Source organism: Shewanella sp. 1311 (genome assembly GCF_059338235.1).
Genome location: NZ_CM181686.1, coordinates 3,221,450 through 3,240,180, shown reverse-complemented (window position 1 = coordinate 3,240,180; position 18,731 = coordinate 3,221,450). Strand labels below are relative to the sequence as shown.

The 18,731-nt window shown below is 48.4% G+C and carries 14 protein-coding genes; all 14 read right to left on the bottom strand.

Annotation, left to right across the window (positions count from 1 at the left end):
* Positions 1 to 108 precede the first annotated feature (108 nt).
* Positions 109 to 1,440, bottom strand: coding sequence for an APC family permease (locus AC5YB3_RS14600; protein WP_494525590.1), 1,332 nt, complete (start codon positions 1,438 to 1,440; stop codon positions 109 to 111).
* Positions 1,437 to 1,592, bottom strand: a complete 156-nt coding sequence (locus tag AC5YB3_RS14595) for a hypothetical protein (RefSeq protein WP_494525589.1) — start codon at positions 1,590 to 1,592, stop codon at positions 1,437 to 1,439. Before AC5YB3_RS14595 ends, AC5YB3_RS14600 begins: the two co-directional genes overlap by 4 nt.
* Positions 1,593 to 1,959: 367 nt before the next feature.
* Positions 1,960 to 3,105, bottom strand: coding sequence for an ABC transporter permease (locus AC5YB3_RS14590; RefSeq protein ID WP_427721595.1), 1,146 nt, complete (start codon positions 3,103 to 3,105; stop codon positions 1,960 to 1,962).
* Position 3,106: 1 nt separating this feature from the next.
* Positions 3,107 to 4,324 carry an ABC transporter permease gene (locus AC5YB3_RS14585; RefSeq protein WP_494527192.1) on the bottom strand — a complete coding sequence of 406 codons (1,218 nt, stop codon included), beginning with the start codon at positions 4,322 to 4,324 and terminating at the stop codon, positions 3,107 to 3,109.
* Between the two features lie 80 nt (positions 4,325 to 4,404).
* Entirely contained in the window at positions 4,405 to 5,379 is a 975-nt protein-coding gene (locus AC5YB3_RS14580) for an HlyD family secretion protein (protein WP_006083247.1), read from the bottom strand.
* Positions 5,369 to 6,763 (bottom strand): TolC family protein, encoded by a 1,395-nt coding sequence (locus AC5YB3_RS14575; protein ID WP_494525588.1) that lies wholly within the window; start codon positions 6,761 to 6,763, stop codon positions 5,369 to 5,371. Before AC5YB3_RS14575 ends, AC5YB3_RS14580 begins: the two co-directional genes overlap by 11 nt.
* Positions 6,764 to 7,033: 270 nt before the next feature.
* Positions 7,034 to 8,482 carry a metalloprotease TldD gene (gene tldD, locus AC5YB3_RS14570; RefSeq protein WP_006083249.1) on the bottom strand — a complete coding sequence of 483 codons (1,449 nt, stop codon included), beginning with the start codon at positions 8,480 to 8,482 and terminating at the stop codon, positions 7,034 to 7,036.
* A 113-nt stretch (positions 8,483 to 8,595) separates the two neighbouring features.
* Complete coding sequence (locus AC5YB3_RS14565; RefSeq protein WP_494525587.1) at positions 8,596 to 9,426, bottom strand: carbon-nitrogen hydrolase family protein; 831 nt, start codon at positions 9,424 to 9,426, stop codon at positions 8,596 to 8,598.
* Complete coding sequence (locus tag AC5YB3_RS14560) at positions 9,350 to 13,714, bottom strand: YhdP family protein (RefSeq protein ID WP_494525586.1); 4,365 nt, start codon at positions 13,712 to 13,714, stop codon at positions 9,350 to 9,352. The genes AC5YB3_RS14565 and AC5YB3_RS14560 overlap by 77 nt, the downstream gene beginning before the upstream one ends.
* Positions 13,714 to 15,180, bottom strand: a complete 1,467-nt coding sequence (gene rng / locus AC5YB3_RS14555; RefSeq protein ID WP_006087039.1) for a ribonuclease G — start codon at positions 15,178 to 15,180, stop codon at positions 13,714 to 13,716. Before rng ends, AC5YB3_RS14560 begins: the two co-directional genes overlap by 1 nt.
* A gap of 249 nt (positions 15,181 to 15,429) precedes the next feature.
* A complete protein-coding gene (locus tag AC5YB3_RS14550) occupies positions 15,430 to 16,032 on the bottom strand; it encodes a Maf family protein (RefSeq protein WP_115335620.1) in 603 nt (200 codons plus the stop codon).
* A 2-nt stretch (positions 16,033 to 16,034) separates the two neighbouring features.
* Positions 16,035 to 16,523, bottom strand: a complete 489-nt coding sequence (gene mreD / locus AC5YB3_RS14545; RefSeq protein ID WP_006083254.1) for a rod shape-determining protein MreD — start codon at positions 16,521 to 16,523, stop codon at positions 16,035 to 16,037.
* Positions 16,520 to 17,530, bottom strand: coding sequence for a rod shape-determining protein MreC (mreC, locus tag AC5YB3_RS14540; protein WP_012586672.1), 1,011 nt, complete (start codon positions 17,528 to 17,530; stop codon positions 16,520 to 16,522). The genes mreD and mreC overlap by 4 nt, the downstream gene beginning before the upstream one ends.
* A gap of 44 nt (positions 17,531 to 17,574) precedes the next feature.
* The gene (locus AC5YB3_RS14535; protein ID WP_006083256.1) at positions 17,575 to 18,624 is read right to left on the bottom strand and encodes a rod shape-determining protein; all 1,050 of its coding nucleotides are present in this window, start codon (positions 18,622 to 18,624) and stop codon (positions 17,575 to 17,577) included.
* Positions 18,625 to 18,731: the final 107 nt, after the last annotated feature.

Below are 18,731 nucleotides of genomic sequence, written 5' to 3'. Positions count from 1 at the left end.
GACCCGCGAATGCGGGTCTTTTCAATTGGACGTTTTATTAGGAAACTATGACAGTTCAATCAAACCGCAATAAACTCTGAGCAATAGCAGCGCCATGAGTTGTTTCAACTAATTTTGTAACTCTACAATTCGGCGTAAACGTATGCTACGCAGGGTTAAATATAAGGCTCCCACGGCAGCCCAAATTAATCCCAACTCTAAAGACTGTGGCTCTAAGTTCGCCCAAAGTACCCCAATAGTGCCAGCGCCACACAGGGGCAAGACTAAGTATTGCAGGTGATCCTTAAAGGATTGATTACGTCGCTCCCTCACATAAAACTGCACAATGACGGCTAAGTTCACGAAGGTGAATGCCACTAAGGCGCCAAAATTAACTAAGGCTAAGGCCATTTCCAAATCAAATGATACGGCAGACAGCGCCAATGCCCCCACCAACAAAACATTAAATGCAGGGGTGCGCCACTTAGGGTGGATATAAGCAAACCCTTTACGTGGCAGCATGTTGTCCCGCCCCATCACATACAAAATCCGTGCAACCCCAGCATGGGCAGCCATACCGGATGCCAACACCGCCACTGTAGTCGCCACTAATACGATGGACTGGAATAGGTTTCCTCCAACGTAGAGTGCTATTTCGGGCAATACCGCATCAAGCTCCTGGAAGCGGGAAATATCGGGGAAATAAAGTTGAAGAAAATAAGACACGCCGACAAAAATCACCCCACCAATTAAGGCGGTCAACACAATCGCCCGAGGAATAACACGCTGCGCATCCTTCGTTTCTTCGGTCAGCGAACTCAAACCGTCAAAGCCGAGGAAGGAAAAACACAGAATAGTGGCGCCAGTAAATAACGGCACAATCGCCATATTATCGGCATAAAATGGTCGCACGCTTGCAATCACACCTTCGCCTTCACCAAGGGAAATGCTATAGGCCATTAATGCAATAAACACGAGGATAATGGCGATTTGCACAAACACTATCACCCCATTAAAGTTAGCCACCAGATCAATCCCTTTAAGATTGAGCAGGGTCATTATGGTCACGAGTGCAAAAATGAAGATCCAAGGTTCGACAGTGGGGAACATGGCAGTTAAATAGATTTTTGCCAGCAACATGTTGATCATTGGCATAAACATATAATCAAGTAGCGACGACCAACCCACCATAAAACCGACATTCGGACTAAAAGTTTTCTGGGCGTAAGTGTAGGCTGACCCCGCATAGGGATATTTACGCACTAAGTGGCCATAACTGAACGCGGTAAACAAAATTCCCGCCAGCGCGAATAGATAAGACGTAGCCACATGGCCAGAAGTAATCTCAGAAACAATACCAAAGGTGTCAAAAACAGCCATAGGCGTGAGATAGGCGAGCCCCATCACTACCACTTGCCATAAATTGAGGGTCTGCTTCAAACCCGGTTTGTGTTGACTCATGAGCACGCCCCCACTGCACAGGGGTGAACAGCTAACCATGCATCTGCAATTGGTTCTGGCATGTGACTCACCATCAGCACTTTAGGCTTAATGGCTAACTCAACAACTTGATTTACGGCAATGACCGAAAATTCGGTGCACAACAGCCCCATTGATTTGTCCTCATTAAAATAGGTTCAGCCGAACCTCATATCATTTCCGGATGTTTACCGGCCTCAATTGTTTTAAAACGCATACTCTCTAAATAAAAATAACCGAGATACTGAGTACCTCGGCCATTTTTTCGGCGCGCATTCTCCCCCAAAACCCGCAAGAAGACAACCCAACAAGGGCACTTTGCTGGCTATCTGCGCGATGAGAGCATTAAGTTAACTGAATAAAAGAGGTAACGATGGGGGACTAACGCGATTTTGAAAGCGTGATGAGATATTAATTTTTAAACCTGAAGGCCCGCATATGGGATGCATGCCGCCATTAAGTATCTGAGATAATAATGTTTAATTGATGAGCCAGAAAATACTAACCCACTTCAGCCAACAATCTCGCTCTGCGTTTAATACCCAAGATCGCTAAGCCAAAAAAGACGGCAAATAAGCCCCAGAGTTGTAGCCATTTTGGCATCACACTCGCCCAACTTGCGCCCATTTGATTGAGTTCTAACATGCCCATAATTGCGGGAACAGCAGGGATAAACTGCGAACCTAAAACCAGTGGTTCAGGAATGAGCGCTATCGGCCAGACAAAACCTGACACGAATAGAATCGGCATTGAAATCAACAACAATACTTGGGTCGGTAGATCTCGGCGGGTAAACAAGGTGCTCATGGCGACCCCAGCAGCGGCGGTAGCCAATAAAAAAGGCAACAACCATAACGCGACAACACCCAGACTCGCTTGAATGCTGACGTGATACCAGTGATAACAATAGCCGACGTAAAAGCTGGTAAAGAAGAGATAAATCAACATGAAGGCGAGTATTCGCCCACATAAAAGTTGTACGGGCGAGACCTGCTGCCAATAGCCTTTCTGGCGCCATTGCCCTGCCCCTAAAATGCCTGTGCCTATGAGCAAGGTTTGATGCAAGATCAGCAAAAATAGTCCAGGTACTACATAGGGCGTATAACCTAGGCTTGGGTTAAAGGCGGGCACGCTATTGAGGTGAATCGAGTTGACACTCTGCTCAGCCTGTTTAGGATTTGTGCCTTGGGCCAACATGCCAATCAATTGCACTTGCTTACCCGCGTCCATACCCGCGCTCACTAAGCCTTCAACAACCGCGGAGTAAATCAGGAAATAACTGGCATCGCCGCCATAACTTAACGTCACTCCCTTACCCAGCATTAAGTCGCGGCGGAAACCTTCTGGGATCACCAGTAAGCCGTGGGCCTTGCGCGTCTCAATAAAACGCTTCGCCTCGGTAATCGAACCGACTTGGCCTATGACTTGGATTTTTGCACTGGCGTCGGCGTGGCGGATCAACTGGCGGCTTAGGGAGGAATGATCTAAATCTACCACGATCAGCTGTTGCTCAGTAGGCACTTGGTTTAAATAGGGTAAAGGATACAAAATCGAATAAAACAGCACGCCACCAAACAAGGTCACTGCGATCGCTTTATCGCTAATAATGGCCTTAAGTTCAGTTAATATCAGTCGCCAGATATTCATCCTATTGCCCCTTCGCAGGTAAGGCTGCGTCCGAGTCATATGCGGTCACGATAGTATTGGCGGTGATCGTGATGGGCAGTAATTTACGCGATAACAAATATATCAAAGGCAGTAAACAGATAAAGCCCCAATAACTGCTGAGCTGGCTCGCCACATTCGGCCAAGCGGCGCCGTAACTGACGACGCTCACATGGGACTCAATATAGTGGCTCGATGGCATTATCAATCGCCACCACTGCGCCAATTGCGGCATATCATGGGTGGGGAAAGTGATCCCCATAAAGGCAAAAGCGGGCGCAAATAAGGCTGTGCAAAAACTGATAACCCGCGCACTATCACGCATTACCACAAAGATTAATAACACCAGACTCCAGACCGCCAGCAACATCACTAATTGTGCTAACAGCAATAGGGCTAAACTACCCGCCATCGGCAACGCGAGATACAAGTACAGCCAAGCTAAAATAAAGCCGCCCTGCAGCATCAATATCGGCGTAAACAATGCCACTTTCGCCAGCACCTTAGGCCAAAAATGCTCGGTTAAGGTATTCGATATGCCATTGACCTGAGTCGTGGGCGCTAAATGCAGCTCTCGATTTAAGCTGTTGGCCATGACCAACATAGATAATAATTGCCACAGCGCCACGAGCACTGGCGGCACTAAGAAGCCTATATAGTTGTTATTTCGATTAAACAAAGCCGTTGTCTGGCTTTTGATTGGGCTTAAATTGACTGCCACTTGGGATTTAGGCGTGCCGTTGGCGAGCTGTTTTAAGCCCGCAACTTGCAACAAACCATCACCCAGACTCAACTGAATTTGGCTTGAGAGTAACTTACCCACCAGCAAAAATTGACTGTTGTAGCGCACATCGATGGTGGGCTTGTGGCCAGTGAGCAAATCTTTTTTCATATCATAGGGAAAGACCACGATAGCGTAGACTTTCGCCTGCTGCATCGCCGACACGGCCGCGGCTAAATCGGTGAAGTTTTGTGGCTCAGTCACAGGATTAGCCTTCAGCTGACGGGTCAGCATACGGCTTAATTGACTGTGGTCTTGATCGACAATCGCCACTGGCAGTTGTCTCGGTAAGCCTGCACTGAATAGCCACCACAGGCAGAAAATCCCGATCAGCGGAATATAACTGATCAGCGCCAACTGCCAAGGATCGCGCCACAGCGCACTGAGCTCACGGCGAATTAACGCGATGAGCAAGGCCATAAAGCTTCTGCTCGATGGCTGTGATTCACTCTTAGTCTTGTCGACCGTATTGGCGTTGGGCGTGCGTTCAGTCACGGCTTTTACTCACTGCGCAGCAGCACAGACATGCCGACACGCAGATCGGCAATCGGCTGGCTTGGACGCAATTCCATCTCGAAAGTGCGCATATCAAAATCGTGGCCACTTTCGGTCGAGCGCCACGTGGCAAAGTCGCCCATGACGCTGATATGGGACACAGTAAATTCCACATCTTGCCCGAGCGCGGGAATATTCAGCTGAACTTTTTGACCTTGCTTGAAGCGCTTAAGTTGATCTTCGCGCACTTGGAACACGGCCCATGAATCCTGCATGTCAATCAGGCTCACAATCGGAAAACCGCTCGGCGCTAATTCACCTGCCTGCAATAGCACGTCGCTGATTTCACCCGATTTAGGCGCGCGCATTTGGCTATCTTGCATAATGGCGTTAACTTCTTTTACCGCGCCTTCGGCCATACGGGCGTTCCCGGCGGCAGCGGCTTTGGTTTCGACCCGCGCGCCTTCTTGTGCCATTTGATACATGGCTAATGCGGCTTGCTCTGTGTATTTCGCCGCTTGCCATTGGGTAAAGGCTTCATCGCGTTTTTGTCTCGCGGCCACACCTTCGTTGAAGAGATTTTCGACGCGAGTATAAGTGGTTTTAGCCAGCGTTGCCGCTGCCTGTGCCTTGAGCCATTGCTCTTTGGCCGCCATCACTTCTTGGCTACGGGCACCGTTGTTAGCTTCAAGCTGCATCGCTTTAGCGGCATCGCGGCCACCTTCGGCTTGCATCAACTTAGCATCCAACTCAGGGCTGTTGATGGCGAACAGCAAATCCCCTTCGGCCACACTGTCACCACGGCGCACCAGCACTTGCTCAACACGGCCTGGCACCTTAGAGGAGACATTGTATTCGCGGGCTTCAATCTGGCCCTGCAACAGACTCGGCTGCGGACTGTAAGCCAGCTTGAGGCCATAGGCCAAGATAAGGCCTAATGCGACCAACGCCACAAGGGCAAGTATTCTGTTAGCGCGCATTGTTTGTCTCCTGCACTTGGGTAAGGGCTATGGTACGACCGATAAATTCATCTAATTGACCACTGATGGCCATTAATCTGGCATAGGCTTGCACATAACGATAACGGGCGGCCAGTTGTTGAGTTTTAACTGCGCTGAGTTTCAGCTCGGCATCGACTCTGTCAATTGAAGTTGAAAGCCCTTGATTAAAGGCGATTTCTCGCAGGCGCAGGTTTTCGGTGGCGAGTTCGAGTGAGGTATCGAGCGCCTTCACTTCTTCTTCGGCCTGTAATAACTGGCGATAGCTTTGGTCCAGTAACAGACTCAAGTCTTGCCGAGTTTGTGCCTTGGTATAACGGGCCTGCAAGAGTGCACTCTTGGCGGCTTCGACCTTACCACTGCGACCGTCGCGGCTGAGCAGAGGGATATTTACACCGACACCTACCATCCAGTTAGGCGTAATACTCGACAATAAAGTGTCTTCTTCATACAAGGTATAGTTACCAAAGAGAAAGACCGTTGGATGGTATTTGCCTTTTTCCAATGAGATTAAACCGTTTGCTTGAGCTTCTTTTGCTTCGAGTAATTTGAGTGCAGGATGTTGGCTCAGCGTCACTTGGGTGAGCTGACCCAAAGACGGCGCATGCGGCAAGACAAATAAAGGTGACTCAGTGCCGACATCGCTTTGCTGCAACATACGCGACAGGGCGATAACCGCCATTTCATATTGACGGCGAGCGCTGCCTAAATTGACTTTAGCATTGTCTAACGCGACCTGCGCATTGAGGCGCTCAACCTTAGCTATTTGCCCTTCACGCTCTAACGCTAGCGCATGATCAACATGCTTAGTTAAAGAGCCAACGAGATCAGTTTGGGTGTTCACCAATGCCAGCGTGACATCGACAGCGTAATATCGGTCCACCAGCAAGGTAAATAAATCACGGGTGGCAAGCTGTAATTCTTGTTGCTTCTCAGCCACCATAGCCGCGTGTATGCCTTGGGCTGCGGTGATCTGCCCGCCCGTATAAATCGGCCACATAGCCTGCAAACTAGCATTAAAAATATCTTGCTCGCTTAAGGGCAACGGGGGAATACCCGCAATGATGCCCCCCAGCGAAGGCGGGATAGATATAACTGAATTTAACTCTTTTAAATCAAACTCTATCGGTTTATCTAGATGAGTATAGCTACCGTGAATTTCTAAAGAAGGCAGATTTAAGCTCTCGCCCGCCTCTTCTTCACCTTTAGCGCGATTAACTTCCTGGGATTGCGCTTGCAACTTATCGCTCACCTTCAGCACTTGTTGCCAAGCGTCGGTGAAGCTCGTGGGCTGGGCATGGCCAGCCAAAGGCAATAAACAAGGCAAGGGCAGTAAACACAGCCAAGCCACACGTGATAGTTTCATTAACACCTCTAGAGTAGTTACTCTAACTTCCTTTGCGAATGATAACATCCATCATGGTAAGCGGCTAGAAGGACGATCACAGAGGATCGAACCTAGTACTCTTCGACCGAGCGACTAAGGCGATTTATCTCAGTTTTGCTCCTTGGCGCTCAACATGCTCATGCACTTGAAAATAAGCATGAGCAACATTTCAATATGAGCCTAAAGCCGAACAAAGCTTTGCCAGTTACCACGCTTATCGCCATCGCGCATCTACAAGCTCAACGAATACTAAGCCGTACCACCCACAGTTAAGCGATCTAACTTCAAGGTGGGTTGGCCTACGCCAACAGGGACACTTTGACCGTCTTTACCGCAAACGCCAACACCTTGATCTAAAGCCATATCGTTACCGACCATAGAAATCTGGCTCATAGCCTCAGGGCCGTTACCGATTAAAGTGGCGCCCTTAATGGCTTGTGTGACTTCACCATTTTCAATCAAATAGGCTTCGGATGCGGAGAACACAAACTTACCCGAAGTGATATCCACTTGGCCACCGCCAAAGTTCGGGGCGTAAATGCCCTTCTTCACTGACTTAATGATCTCGCTTGGATCCGACTCACCCGCCGTCATATAGGTGTTAGTCATACGTGGCATAGGTAAATGCGCGTAAGATTCGCGACGACCGTTACCCGTTGGCGCAACGCCCATCAAACGAGCATTGAGTTTGTCTTGGATGTAACCCTTTAGAATACCGTCTTCAATCAATACGGTTCTTTGGGTCGGTACACCTTCATCGTCGATGCTGAGTGAACCGCGACGATTAGGCAAGGTGCCATCATCTACCACAGTCACTAACTTAGAGGCGACTAACTGACCCATTTTACCGCTGAAAGCACTGCTGCCCTTACGGTTAAAGTCGCCCTCTAAACCATGTCCAACTGCTTCATGGAGTAATACGCCCGGCCAGCCATTACCTAACACCACTGGCATTTCGCCCGCTGGTGCATCGATAGCATTAAGATTGACCTGCGCTTGACGCACGGCTTCACGGGCAAAGGCAAAGCACATAGGTAAACCAGTGTCATCGCTTGCCATCAACACGCCGTAGTCATGACGACCACCGCCACCGGCACCGCCACGTTCACGTTTACCGTTTTCTTCTAAGATCACGCTACAGTTAAAGCGCACTAAAGGACGAATATCGGCCGCTAAAGTGCCATCGCTGGCAGCGATAAGGATTTCTTCGTGCACGCCCGCAAGGCTAACAACGACTTGAATAATACGGCTATCTAAACTGCGAATAAAAGCATCGGCTTCTTTCAGCAGATTGATTTTTTTGACTTCTTCCATCGCCGCAATCGGATCTAAACTGTCGTATAACGCCAAGGCTTTTTGACGTTTAAAGGCTTGAACCTGAGTTTGCTCACCGGCACTGGCAATGCCGCGTGCGGCCTGTGCGGCAGCGCTTAGGGCTGCTGGCGTAATATCATCGGCATAGGCGAAACCGGTTTTTTCACCGCTGATCGCACGCACGCCTACACCGCGTTCGATATGGAAACTACCGTCTTTAATGATGCCGTCTTCCAGCACCCAAGACTCATGGCGACTACCTTGAAAATAGAGATCGGAATAATCGATTTTGTGCTGATGTATGGTGTTTAGATAGGTTTGCAGCCCCTCTAACGCTAACCCATTCTTCAATAAACTTTGCTCTACTTGTGCTAAAAATGGCATCTATGCTCTCTTTGACCCCAAGGGATCTTGATATTCTGAGTGTAAATTCGCTGTACTAATTCTGTACGTAAATCGCTGTCTAATTCGGTATTGCCGCTCGCCAGTGCGGGCGGTTATTTCAAGCTTGGCTCAAGGAAACGATTATGCTGCATCACGGGCATTTTACGGCGAATACTGTGCAGTTCGGTTAAATCGACCTCAGCCTGCACCCAACCCGTACCCGTTTTACGTTCAGCCAAAATATTGCCCCAAGGACCGACTATCATGCTCTGTCCCCAAGTTTCACGACTGCCTTCGTTATGCTGTCCCCACTGAGCTGCAGCAAGAATAACGCATTGGGTTTCAATGGCTCTTGCCTGTAACAATACTTGCCAATGGGCTTCTCCGGTGACTCTGGTAAAGGCCGACGGCAAGGTAATGATCTCGGCCCCCGCAAGACGCATCGCCCTAAATAAGTCGGGAAAGCGTAAATCATAACAGATGGCTAGGCCAATTTTGCCAAAAGGTGTATCGATAACGCTAATGTGATCACCGGGGCAGAAGGTTTCGCTCTCACGATATTGTTTTGTACCATCGGCAACATCCACATCAAAGAGATGCAGCTTATCGTAATGCCCTAAAGTATCACCTTTATCATCAAACAGATAACTGCGGCTATAGACGCGGCCATCCTCAGCCAGCGCCGGAATAGTACCTGCCACCATAAATACCTGATATTTGGCGGCCAGTGCACTTAACGCCGATTTGAGCGGGCTCTGATGAGTATCACCCGCATAGGCGAGTTGCTGACTTTCGTGGCCACCAAACAGTAAACTGCATTCGGGCAACACGACTAAATGGGGCGCATCGGCATCCCGTTTGAGTTCGTTAAGCTGCGATTCGATAAACAGCAGATTGGCGCTGACGTCGCGACTGCTCTGACATTGCAACAGGCTGATGTGCATTCTGATCTCCCTGAATTTGCTTAATCGGTTCTACTGCTGGCTGATTCTCTGGTGTGGCGGGTAAAACTGGGGCTTCAGACGAAGGCGTCGCTTGAGGTTGCACCAACTTTAAATCGGGCGCTTTAATTTGATCTGTGGCTGGCTTTGGCTCTTCTGACTTTGATTCTTCAGATCTGGCCTCTTCAGGCTTGACGTCTTTTGGCTCAAGCGCTTCTGATTGTGCTTCTTGAAGCTGTGGCTCTGATATTGGAGAAAGTGGCGCTTGAGTTGGCTCAGATTTAGCGTTGCTCGGTTTGACTTCAGTTGGCTTAGCTTCTGTTGATTGAGCTTGTGTTGATTGAGCTTCGGTCGATTTCGCTTCTACCGGCTGAGTGATATCGGCGTTATGACTTGCAGCTTCGGTTGGCGCTGCTGGGCGCTCAACTCCAACAACAGGTAAAATAGCCTCGGGAATTTCAATCTCTTTACTCTTACGTTCCAGTTCTTCAACCACAGGTTCAGCCATAGTGCCGGTCACCCGAAAACGAATTTCTGAAATTACTTCAATCACAGGCTCAAGCACTTTTGTCAGGGCAAATGCGCCCAGACCGAGTGTCCAGGCACTAGTGCTGAGCAATACCACAGTCGGTACACTCGAGGCCAATTGCGGCACAAAACGGATATCGTAATTCAAACTTTCAGTGGTGAGATCCGTATAGCCACGGACCTTCATATTGCCCGCAATCGCATCCATTTCGGTATCTGTAGTTTTCACCACGCCATTATCAATTTGCAGATTGCCATTGAAGGAGTTGAAATACATGCCCTGACCGAAGACATCGGTGAAATCCAGCGACAGTTTACGCACCAGAGAATCTAAGCTGAACAAGGAGAAAATGCGTGCGCCCTTATCACTCACCTGAGATAAATGCCCTTTGCCTAAGTCGAATTTCACCTTGCCATTTAAGGTTTCGAGGGAGAAAGCATAAGGCGCACCTTGCCAAGATAAATCCGCGTTAACCTTTAATGGCGCTTCATTGACGCCGGGATCTATGCCCAACTGAGCCGAGAGATAATTAAACTGAGTGGCGTTCAATTCAACACTCAGATCAGTTATATTCTGCCCAGCCTGTTGCTGCCAAATGCCACTGCCCTGCAAATTGACATTGGGCGTAGTCAACGACAGAGTTTGGATTTTATAGCCCGCCGCTTGAGGGCTCGCCTGCAAGACTAGCTTGCCAAAAGGTTTATCGAAGAAACGAAAATCTTCCACATTCACGGCCACGGGTGGCAGGTTAGTGAGCACTTGATCGCTGGCAAAATCGGCATCAGTATCCTGCTTAACCTCAGGTGAAAAATAGAATTTGCTCGCCACAACTTTGAGGCCTTGGGTTCGCCAGTTGGGATAGAAATCGACCCAGCCGTCAAATTCGTTGGCAACGGTATTAAAACGCCAGCCCGTTTCATTGGGTTTCGCATTGAGCCTAAACTCGGTCAGCTGTTGCCCTAAAAGGTCGAGGCGGCCAATATGGGAATCGATACTTACCACAGCAGGGAATAAACTGTCATGGTCAATATCGTCGACGAGGATGCCGGTTTTAGGTAATTTTTCTTGGCCAACAAAGGCATTAATCACAGGTAACCAGTCGGCTAATTTCGCCTTGCCAAGGTCAATTTGAATATGACCTTTCTCAGTATTTCGGGCTTCATCTTCATCGAATAAGCGCCCCAATAACAAATCAAAATAACTAAAATTAGCACCTTTTTCAGCATCGAAACCACCGATAAACTCGGCATGACTCGCTAGCTTCAGATCTAAGGTCGCATCATTTTGATCGCCAACAAATTCAGCGACTAAGGGCCGCGGCTCATCTTCGGGTTTGGCAAAATATCCTGGGAATGACAGTTGAGTGCCAACCATATCCGAAGTTACTTTGGCTTGAATTTGATAACCTTTTTCAGTAAACAGCATAGTCATAGCGCCGTCCCAACTGATTTTACCCTGATAGAAATCACTCAAAGGATTATGCAATTCTTCGGGAAGACGATTCAGATCCCAACGACTTTTGAGTAAAAGATTAAGGCCAAAATCTTTGCCTTTAGGCTGAGTATCAAAGGTTAAGTTGAGCGGCTGTTCGAACAAACGCGCTTTAATACCTTTACCTGTCACCACCTCATTCGCAAAGTCGACGATACCCGTTACGCCATTAAGCTGCAGTCCGGGCTGGGCAATATACACAGGCGTGTTATCAAAACTAATTTGACCACGAATATCTTCTGCGCCTCCTTCATACAGCGGAATACTGATATCCAAATTGCCAGTCACAGCGCCTTGCACTTGCACGACATCTAAGGTTTTACCCACTGAACCCGCCAAAGGCGAGGCTTGTAACACCTTAGTCGCCGCGCTGCCTTGGGTGGCAAGTTCAGCTTCAATCTTCAGCAGCGTGTGCTCCCCAATCGCGGGAATAAATACATGGGCACCCGTGGCATCCACGTTCATCAGCTTGCCTTGGTTGAGCCAAAGATCCATACGAGCATTTTCAAACAAAGCATTAAGGGATAAGTCTGTGACAGCAGGCCAATCGGGTTGAAACTGGAATTGGGCATCCGTTAAAGTAAATGCCGCTTGAAACACGCCGCTATTGTCATCGAAGGGGAAACCGTTTAACGGACCACGCCAAACGACCTGTGCATCTTGGGTCTGACCCGCTTTAAGCCCTGTATCCAAATATTCAGCCAGCGATTCGCCCATCGCCTTATTGGGGAAATACTTGTCGGCATTGGCGACATTATTGATATGAACATTAGCAGCCAGCGCCATATGCGCCGCAGCACTGAAATCCAATTTCAGCGCAGCATCTAAGCCTATATCATCGTTCTCAAGCTGCAACTGAGGCAGATTTAAACTCAACTCTGCAGTATTGAACTGACCATCAATTGCCGCACCGTTAAAGACAAGTGGCGCCGAAAATTCATCTCCAAAATCCATGGTATAAACTTGTGCAGGCAAAGAGAAATACAGCGTCTTGTCTTGCCAATGTAAGTTCAGATCCAAAGGATAAGTATTGGGGATACCGTCGACCTTCTGCCAATGTAACTGTTTCACCTCAGAAGTAGCGAGCAAAGGCTGATCGGCCTTTTGATACAATCGAATGGGCCCAATACTGGCTTCAGGCGATAAAGCATGCCATTGATGTAATATGGCTTTATCGACTCCGGGGAATAGCGGTAACAGGGGTAACAGGTTTTGAGTGTTAACTTGATTCACATAGGCAAAGAATTCGTTATGTTGACGCTTAGCCGCCAGCGTTAACTGCGGCCAATGCTCACCGTTAGTGACAAAGTCGAGCCCTGAGCTCTGTACTTCCCAGCCTGAATCCTTTGGCTGCCAAACGATATCACCCGCTTGGATTTCAAATCGTTGTGGCACTTCCTTTAAGGTCCATTGCAACCAACTCGGCTCAAAATGCACCATGGCAGAGCTGAGGCTGCGATCGGCAAACGTAAGCCAAGCTTTAAGATTGACGACCCCTTCTAAGGGTAATTTTTTGCTCGCATCATAGGGATTAGGCTGACGCGATGCCCACTCACCTAAGTCTAATGAGTTAGCCGCCAGATAAATCTGCCCCGTTAAGCTGTCGGGATTTGCGCCATCGCCATTGAGATCTAACTGTAATCCCAGAGATTCATGCTCAGAGGCATTATCATCAAGGTACAGCTCCCCTGCACCGCGGTGACGCTCGCCGTTATTGCGCCAATTTAGCTGGCGAATATGGATCGGGCGAAACTCTTGGCGCAAGCTGAGCAGCTGCACTGTGGCATGGGTTAACGAAAATCTGTCGAGTTGCTTGAGCAATAATGCATAGAGCCAATCAACTTGCGGCGTTTTATTAGTTACGGCGGGATTATTTTCGGTTAACTTGTCCATGTTTAACGCGATATGGACACCATCAAAATTGACATCTTCGATACGCGGCGTGAAGGTCAGCAGCGATTGCCAAAAATCTAACTTCACTTGTACATTCTTGATAATCAGGGTGACGGGCAGTTGTTCCTGCGGCGGGATAACTAGATTATCTATGTTAATTGCCGGACCAAACGCTTGCCAGTGGGCGGATAATTCCCCCACTTGCACATCAACCTTATATTCGCTTTTTACGTAATCAACCAGTTGCTGGCGCACCCCATCAACCTGTGGCAATAAGCCACGGATCAAACTCACTGCAAGCGCAAATAGCACTAAGATTAGCGCGATAAATAGCCAACAAAAACGACTTAGTTTTTTTGCAGTAAAAGGTGCCGCCACTACATCATCACCACATCGTATTTATGCTGTGAGTACATAGGCTCATTTTGCAAACGTATACGCTTACCTATATAAACCTCAAGCTCAGCAATCAGATGATTCTCATCGGTATGCAGGCTTTGATACACGGCTGGCGAACAGTACAACAGGAACTCATCGGCATCATAAGCACGGTTTAATCGAATGATTTCGCGAAACACTTCATAGGAAACGGTCTCAACCGTCTTCATGCTGCCCGTGCCATGGCAGGCGGGGCATTCGCCGCAAACCACGTGCTCTAAGCTCTCACGAGTTCGTTTACGGGTCATTTCAACTAAACCTAAGCCAGAGAAACCGCTCACATTGGTTTTCACTCTATCCTTAGACAAGGCACTGGTTAAGCTGCTGAGCACCCGAGCCTTATGATCCGCCGTCATCATGTCGATAAAATCGATAATAATAATGCCGCCGAGATTACGCAGGCGTAACTGCCTCGCTATAGCTTGGGTCGCTTCGAGATTGGTATTGAAAATGGTTTCTTCAAGATTTCTGTGCCCAACAAAGGCGCCGGTATTGATATCCACAGTCGTCATGGCTTCGGTCTGATCGATAATCAAATAGCCGCCAGACTTGAGCTCAACCTTACGACCAAGCGCCCGTTGAATTTCGTTCTCCACATCGTAGAGATCGAAAATAGGCGCAGGCCCTGAATAATGCTCAATCTTCTCGGCAATCTCAGGCATAAACTCTTGGGCAAAAGACTGCAACTCGGCAAAGGTACGGCGAGAATCAACCTGAATACGGTCAAGCTCAGTGCCAACAAAATCACGCACAATCCGCACAGGTAAGGCTAAATCTTGATATAACAAAGACACGCCACTGCGCTTACGTCGCTCACTGACCTTTGACCAAACTCGCCTTAAAAACGCCGCATCTTGGGATAACTCATCCTCACCCACGCCTTCAGCAGCGGTGCGGATAATAAAACCACCGTCATCATCGACATAGGGCAAAGTGATTTGTTTAAGGCGACTGCGTTCTTCTTCAAGCTCGATACGCTGGGAAACACCAACGTGGCTAGAGCCAGGCATAAAGACTAAATAGCGGGAAGGCAAAGTGATGTCGGTTGTCAGGCGTGCGCCCTTAGTCCCCAGCGGATCTTTAACCACTTGCACCATAATGTCTTGTCCTTGACGGACTAATTCGGCGATATCACGGACAACGAAATGACCTTTCTCAACATCGGCGACACATTCTGTGTGCGGCACTATGTCGGACGCATGTAGAAAAGCGGCTTTATCTAAGCCAATATCGACAAAGGCGGCTTGCATACCGGGCAACACACGGCTGATTTTACCTTTGTAAATATTGCCAACTAAACCCCGTTTCATGCGGCGTTCAATGTGCACTTCTTGCAGCACGCCATGCTCAACTAAAGCAACGCGCGCCTCAGAGGGGGTTACGTTGATCAGTAATTCTGAACCCATCTTGCGCTGTATTTTATTTGGATTTAAGCGACTGGTATTCACGACTCACCCCATTCGGGAAACTAGATTAATTAATCGAAGTTACAAACTAGAATTTACAAACTAGAAGTTACCAACTATCTAAGCATGAAAACCGAATAAAGGAGCAAGGCTAAGGGTAACTTCATGGGGATTCTCGATTAAGAGCCTAAAACTCCCGCAAGGTTCATTCTAACCTTATGCCTAAGCCGCAATACAAGTAACAAGCCGTTAAATCAGCCCAACCTCGGCTAACAACTCACGTGTTTCAACCAAAGGTAAACCCACTACGCCAGAATAACTGCCTTCAATCGCAGCCACAAAGCAACCGCCAAGCCCTTGGATACCGTAACTGCCGGCTTTATCCATTGGCTCTTGTGAAGCGACATAAGCGTCAATATCGGCGGCCGATAAAGCGCAAAAACGCACTTGTGTTTCGACTAAGCGCACTGAGGTTTTGAAGCTTAAATCTGCATCCGCTTGGTAAGTCAGCGCCACAGCGGTCATTACTGTATGTGTTCTGCCAGATAATTCACTGAGCGTTCGCTTAGCATCGGCCACATCCAGTGGTTTGCCTAATATTTGGTTTTCAAGCACAACGATAGTATCAGAACCTAATACAGCAGGCTGTGACATATCTGCGCATAATGCCAGTCCAGCATGGGCTTTTTCGGCGGCTAAACGGCGTACATAATCCCTTGGCGCTTCACCTTGCTGCACGGTTTCATCGATATCCGGCGCCACTTGCGTGAAACAAAACTCAGGACGACCGAGTCCGATGTGTGCCAATAATTCTTTGCGACGTGGCGAAGTTGAAGCTAAAACTAAATCCACAGTTAGCGAACCTTATAATGACGTCGAACCCGACGTAGAATCCAAAATATCCAAGGCCAGATCACTAATCCTGAAATCGCAGGTAAGAATAGATCCGTATCGAACACCGCCTCTTGCATGACAAACTCGACCCAGTAAATCACTAAGTGATACATACAAATGAGCAGCATGATCACCAACGACTGTTGCCACTTAGGGAAATTTCGCAATCGCTGGCAATGCAAGATGGCGACATAAATCACCAAAGACATCGCTAAAGAGCGCACACCTAAGGTGGCACCCAATAAAATATCTAACACTAAGCCTAAGACCCAAGCGGTTAAGATGTTGTATCTATGGGGTAATGCGATAGACCAGTAGAGCACAATCATCAACAACCAGTCGGGACGCCAAGCATCGACCACACTCGGCAAAGGCATAATCTGGCTGATCACGCCGATAAATAATGTCACCCAAACAATGAAGCGCCCATTGGCGGCTTGAAAACTCATTGGTGCACCTCAGTCGCTGGAGGAGTGGTTTCCGTTGCCGGTTTGGCCACAGTGGCTGCGGGTGTAGTCACAGGCTTAGTCGTATCTGCAGATGTGCCTTCCGCTGGACTCGCACTGCCAATTTTTGATGAGTTTTCGATAAGCGAATGATCCGCAGCGGGGACTGTAGGCTGATTAGGCAAGGTCACACCCGAATCGGGAGACGGCCAAATCAACAACACATAACGAATACGATCTAAAGCCGCTAACGGTTGGGCCGTGACTCGAGCGTAACTTTGGCCATCTTCAGTTAAGACTTCCAAAACCCGTGCGACTGGATAACCTTCGGGAAAACGATTGCCTAAGCCTGAAGTCACCAGTAAATCGCCGACACGAATGTCAGTACTCTTGGCCACATGGCGCAGTTCTATCTCATCAAGCTCACCCGTACCATTGGCCACAAGGCGCACATCATTACGGGTAATACGCACAGGTAAACCGTGTGATACATCGGAGAGCAATAACACCCGACTGGTCATTTCACTGACCTGCACCACTTGGCCGACAACACCTTGCGCATCCACCACGGGCTGACCGACAAATACACCGCTACGGGAACCGTGATTCAGCACCACGTAATGATGGAAAGGATCGCTGGCGACCTCTAGCACTTCGGCCACCATCTTGCGCGAATCCAGATAGGCGGGTGAGCCTAACAGTGCACGCAAACGCTCATTTTCTTGGCGTAAGTGTTCGAAACGCTGTAAGCGTTCACTCATCAACAGTTGTTGTCGTAACAGCTCTTTATTTTGCAACGCCAGCATATTGCGGGTGGCAAAACTTTCAGATGACCAGTCAAGCGCCGCACCGGGCACGCTGGCTAAATACTGTAATGGACTAAAGACAGAGGATAGGTTTTGCCGCACAGGATCGAGGCGATGATTAGCCACAAGCAAGGCCACCGACAAAATAATTGCCAGTGTCAGACGGAATTGGTTTGAAATACCACGAACAAAAATTGGCTTCATAGGAAAGCTAAGGCGGTGATTAACCGCCCTATACCGAAGTTAAATTAGGTTTCTTCGGAGAACAGATCGCCGCCGTGCATATCAATCATTTCGAGGGCTTTACCACCGCCACGTGCTACGCAGGTCAATGGATCGTCCGCCACCATTACTGGAATTCCGGTTTCTTGCATTAATAAACGGTCTAAATCACGCAATAACGCACCACCGCCAGTTAACACCATACCGCGCTCAGAAATATCTGAAGCTAATTCTGGTGGAGATTGCTCTAACGCCACCATCACAGCACTTACGATGCCAGATAATGGCTCTTGTAAGGCTTCTAAAATTTCGTTGCTGTTCAGTGTAAAGCTACGAGGTACACCTTCAGCCAAGTTACGGCCGCGGACTTCGATCTCTAGCACTTCATCGCCAGGATAAGCTGTACCGATAGTGTGCTTGATACGCTCAGCCGTGGCTTCACCAATTAAGCTACCGTAGTTACGGCGAACATAGTTAATGATTGCATCATCAAACTTATCACCACCGATACGGACTGAAGACGAATACACTACGCCATTCAGCGAAATAATCGCGACTTCAGTGGTACCACCACCGATGTCCACCACCATAGAACCCGTCGCTTCAGATACAGGTAAACCCGCACCAATCGCAGCAGCCATAGGTTCTTCAATCAAATACACTTCGCGAGCACCAGCGCCCATGGCTGATTCACGGATCGCACGGCGTTCAACTTGAGTGGCGCCAACTGGCACACACACTAGAACCCGTGGACTTGGACGAAAAAAGCTATTGTTGTGCACTTGTTTGATAAAGTGCTGAAGCATTTTCTCAGTCACATAAAAGTCAGCTATTACTCCGTCCTTCATTGGGCGGATAGCTTGGATATTGCCAGGCGTTCTGCCGAGCATTTGTTTAGCTTCTGTGCCGACCGCGGCAACAGATTTCTGACCGGAGCCACCACGCTCACCACGTATAGCAACAACAGAAGGCTCATTGAGCACTATGCCTTCGCCACGAACATAAATTAATGTGTTAGCTGTACCCAAATCGATCGATAGATCATTAGAAAAAATGCCGCGTAGCTTCTTAAACATGTAACTAGCCTGTATTCTGTGGAGTCAGAAGAAAAGAAAAATCAGCTAACTTTATCAATGCCACCCTGATTCCACAAGACCGAGGAGGTTAACAATCGCTAATGAAG

Excerpts from the sequence above, each read along its gene's own strand:
- AC5YB3_RS14590 (WP_427721595.1), bottom strand. The coding sequence starts at position 3,105 with ATGAATATCTGGCGACTGATATTAACTGAACTTAAGGCCATTATTAGC.
- mreC (WP_012586672.1), bottom strand. The coding sequence starts at position 17,530 with ATGAAGCCAATTTTTGTTCGTGGTATTTCAAACCAATTCCGTCTGACA.
- AC5YB3_RS14580 (WP_006083247.1), bottom strand. The coding sequence starts at position 5,379 with ATGCGCGCTAACAGAATACTTGCCCTTGTGGCGTTGGTCGCATTAGGC.
- AC5YB3_RS14585 (WP_494527192.1), bottom strand. The coding sequence starts at position 4,324 with ATGGCCTTGCTCATCGCGTTAATTCGCCGTGAGCTCAGTGCGCTGTGG.
- AC5YB3_RS14535 (WP_006083256.1), bottom strand. The coding sequence starts at position 18,624 with ATGTTTAAGAAGCTACGCGGCATTTTTTCTAATGATCTATCGATCGAT.
- AC5YB3_RS14565 (WP_494525587.1), bottom strand. The coding sequence starts at position 9,426 with ATGCACATCAGCCTGTTGCAATGTCAGAGCAGTCGCGACGTCAGCGCC.
- mreD (WP_006083254.1), bottom strand. The coding sequence starts at position 16,523 with ATGAGTTTTCAAGCCGCCAATGGGCGCTTCATTGTTTGGGTGACATTA.
- AC5YB3_RS14575 (WP_494525588.1), bottom strand. The coding sequence starts at position 6,763 with ATGAAACTATCACGTGTGGCTTGGCTGTGTTTACTGCCCTTGCCTTGT.
- rng (WP_006087039.1), bottom strand. The coding sequence starts at position 15,180 with ATGGGTTCAGAATTACTGATCAACGTAACCCCCTCTGAGGCGCGCGTT.
- AC5YB3_RS14595 (WP_494525589.1), bottom strand. The coding sequence starts at position 1,592 with ATGGGGCTGTTGTGCACCGAATTTTCGGTCATTGCCGTAAATCAAGTT.
- tldD (WP_006083249.1), bottom strand. The coding sequence starts at position 8,482 with ATGCCATTTTTAGCACAAGTAGAGCAAAGTTTATTGAAGAATGGGTTA.
- AC5YB3_RS14600 (WP_494525590.1), bottom strand. The coding sequence starts at position 1,440 with ATGAGTCAACACAAACCGGGTTTGAAGCAGACCCTCAATTTATGGCAA.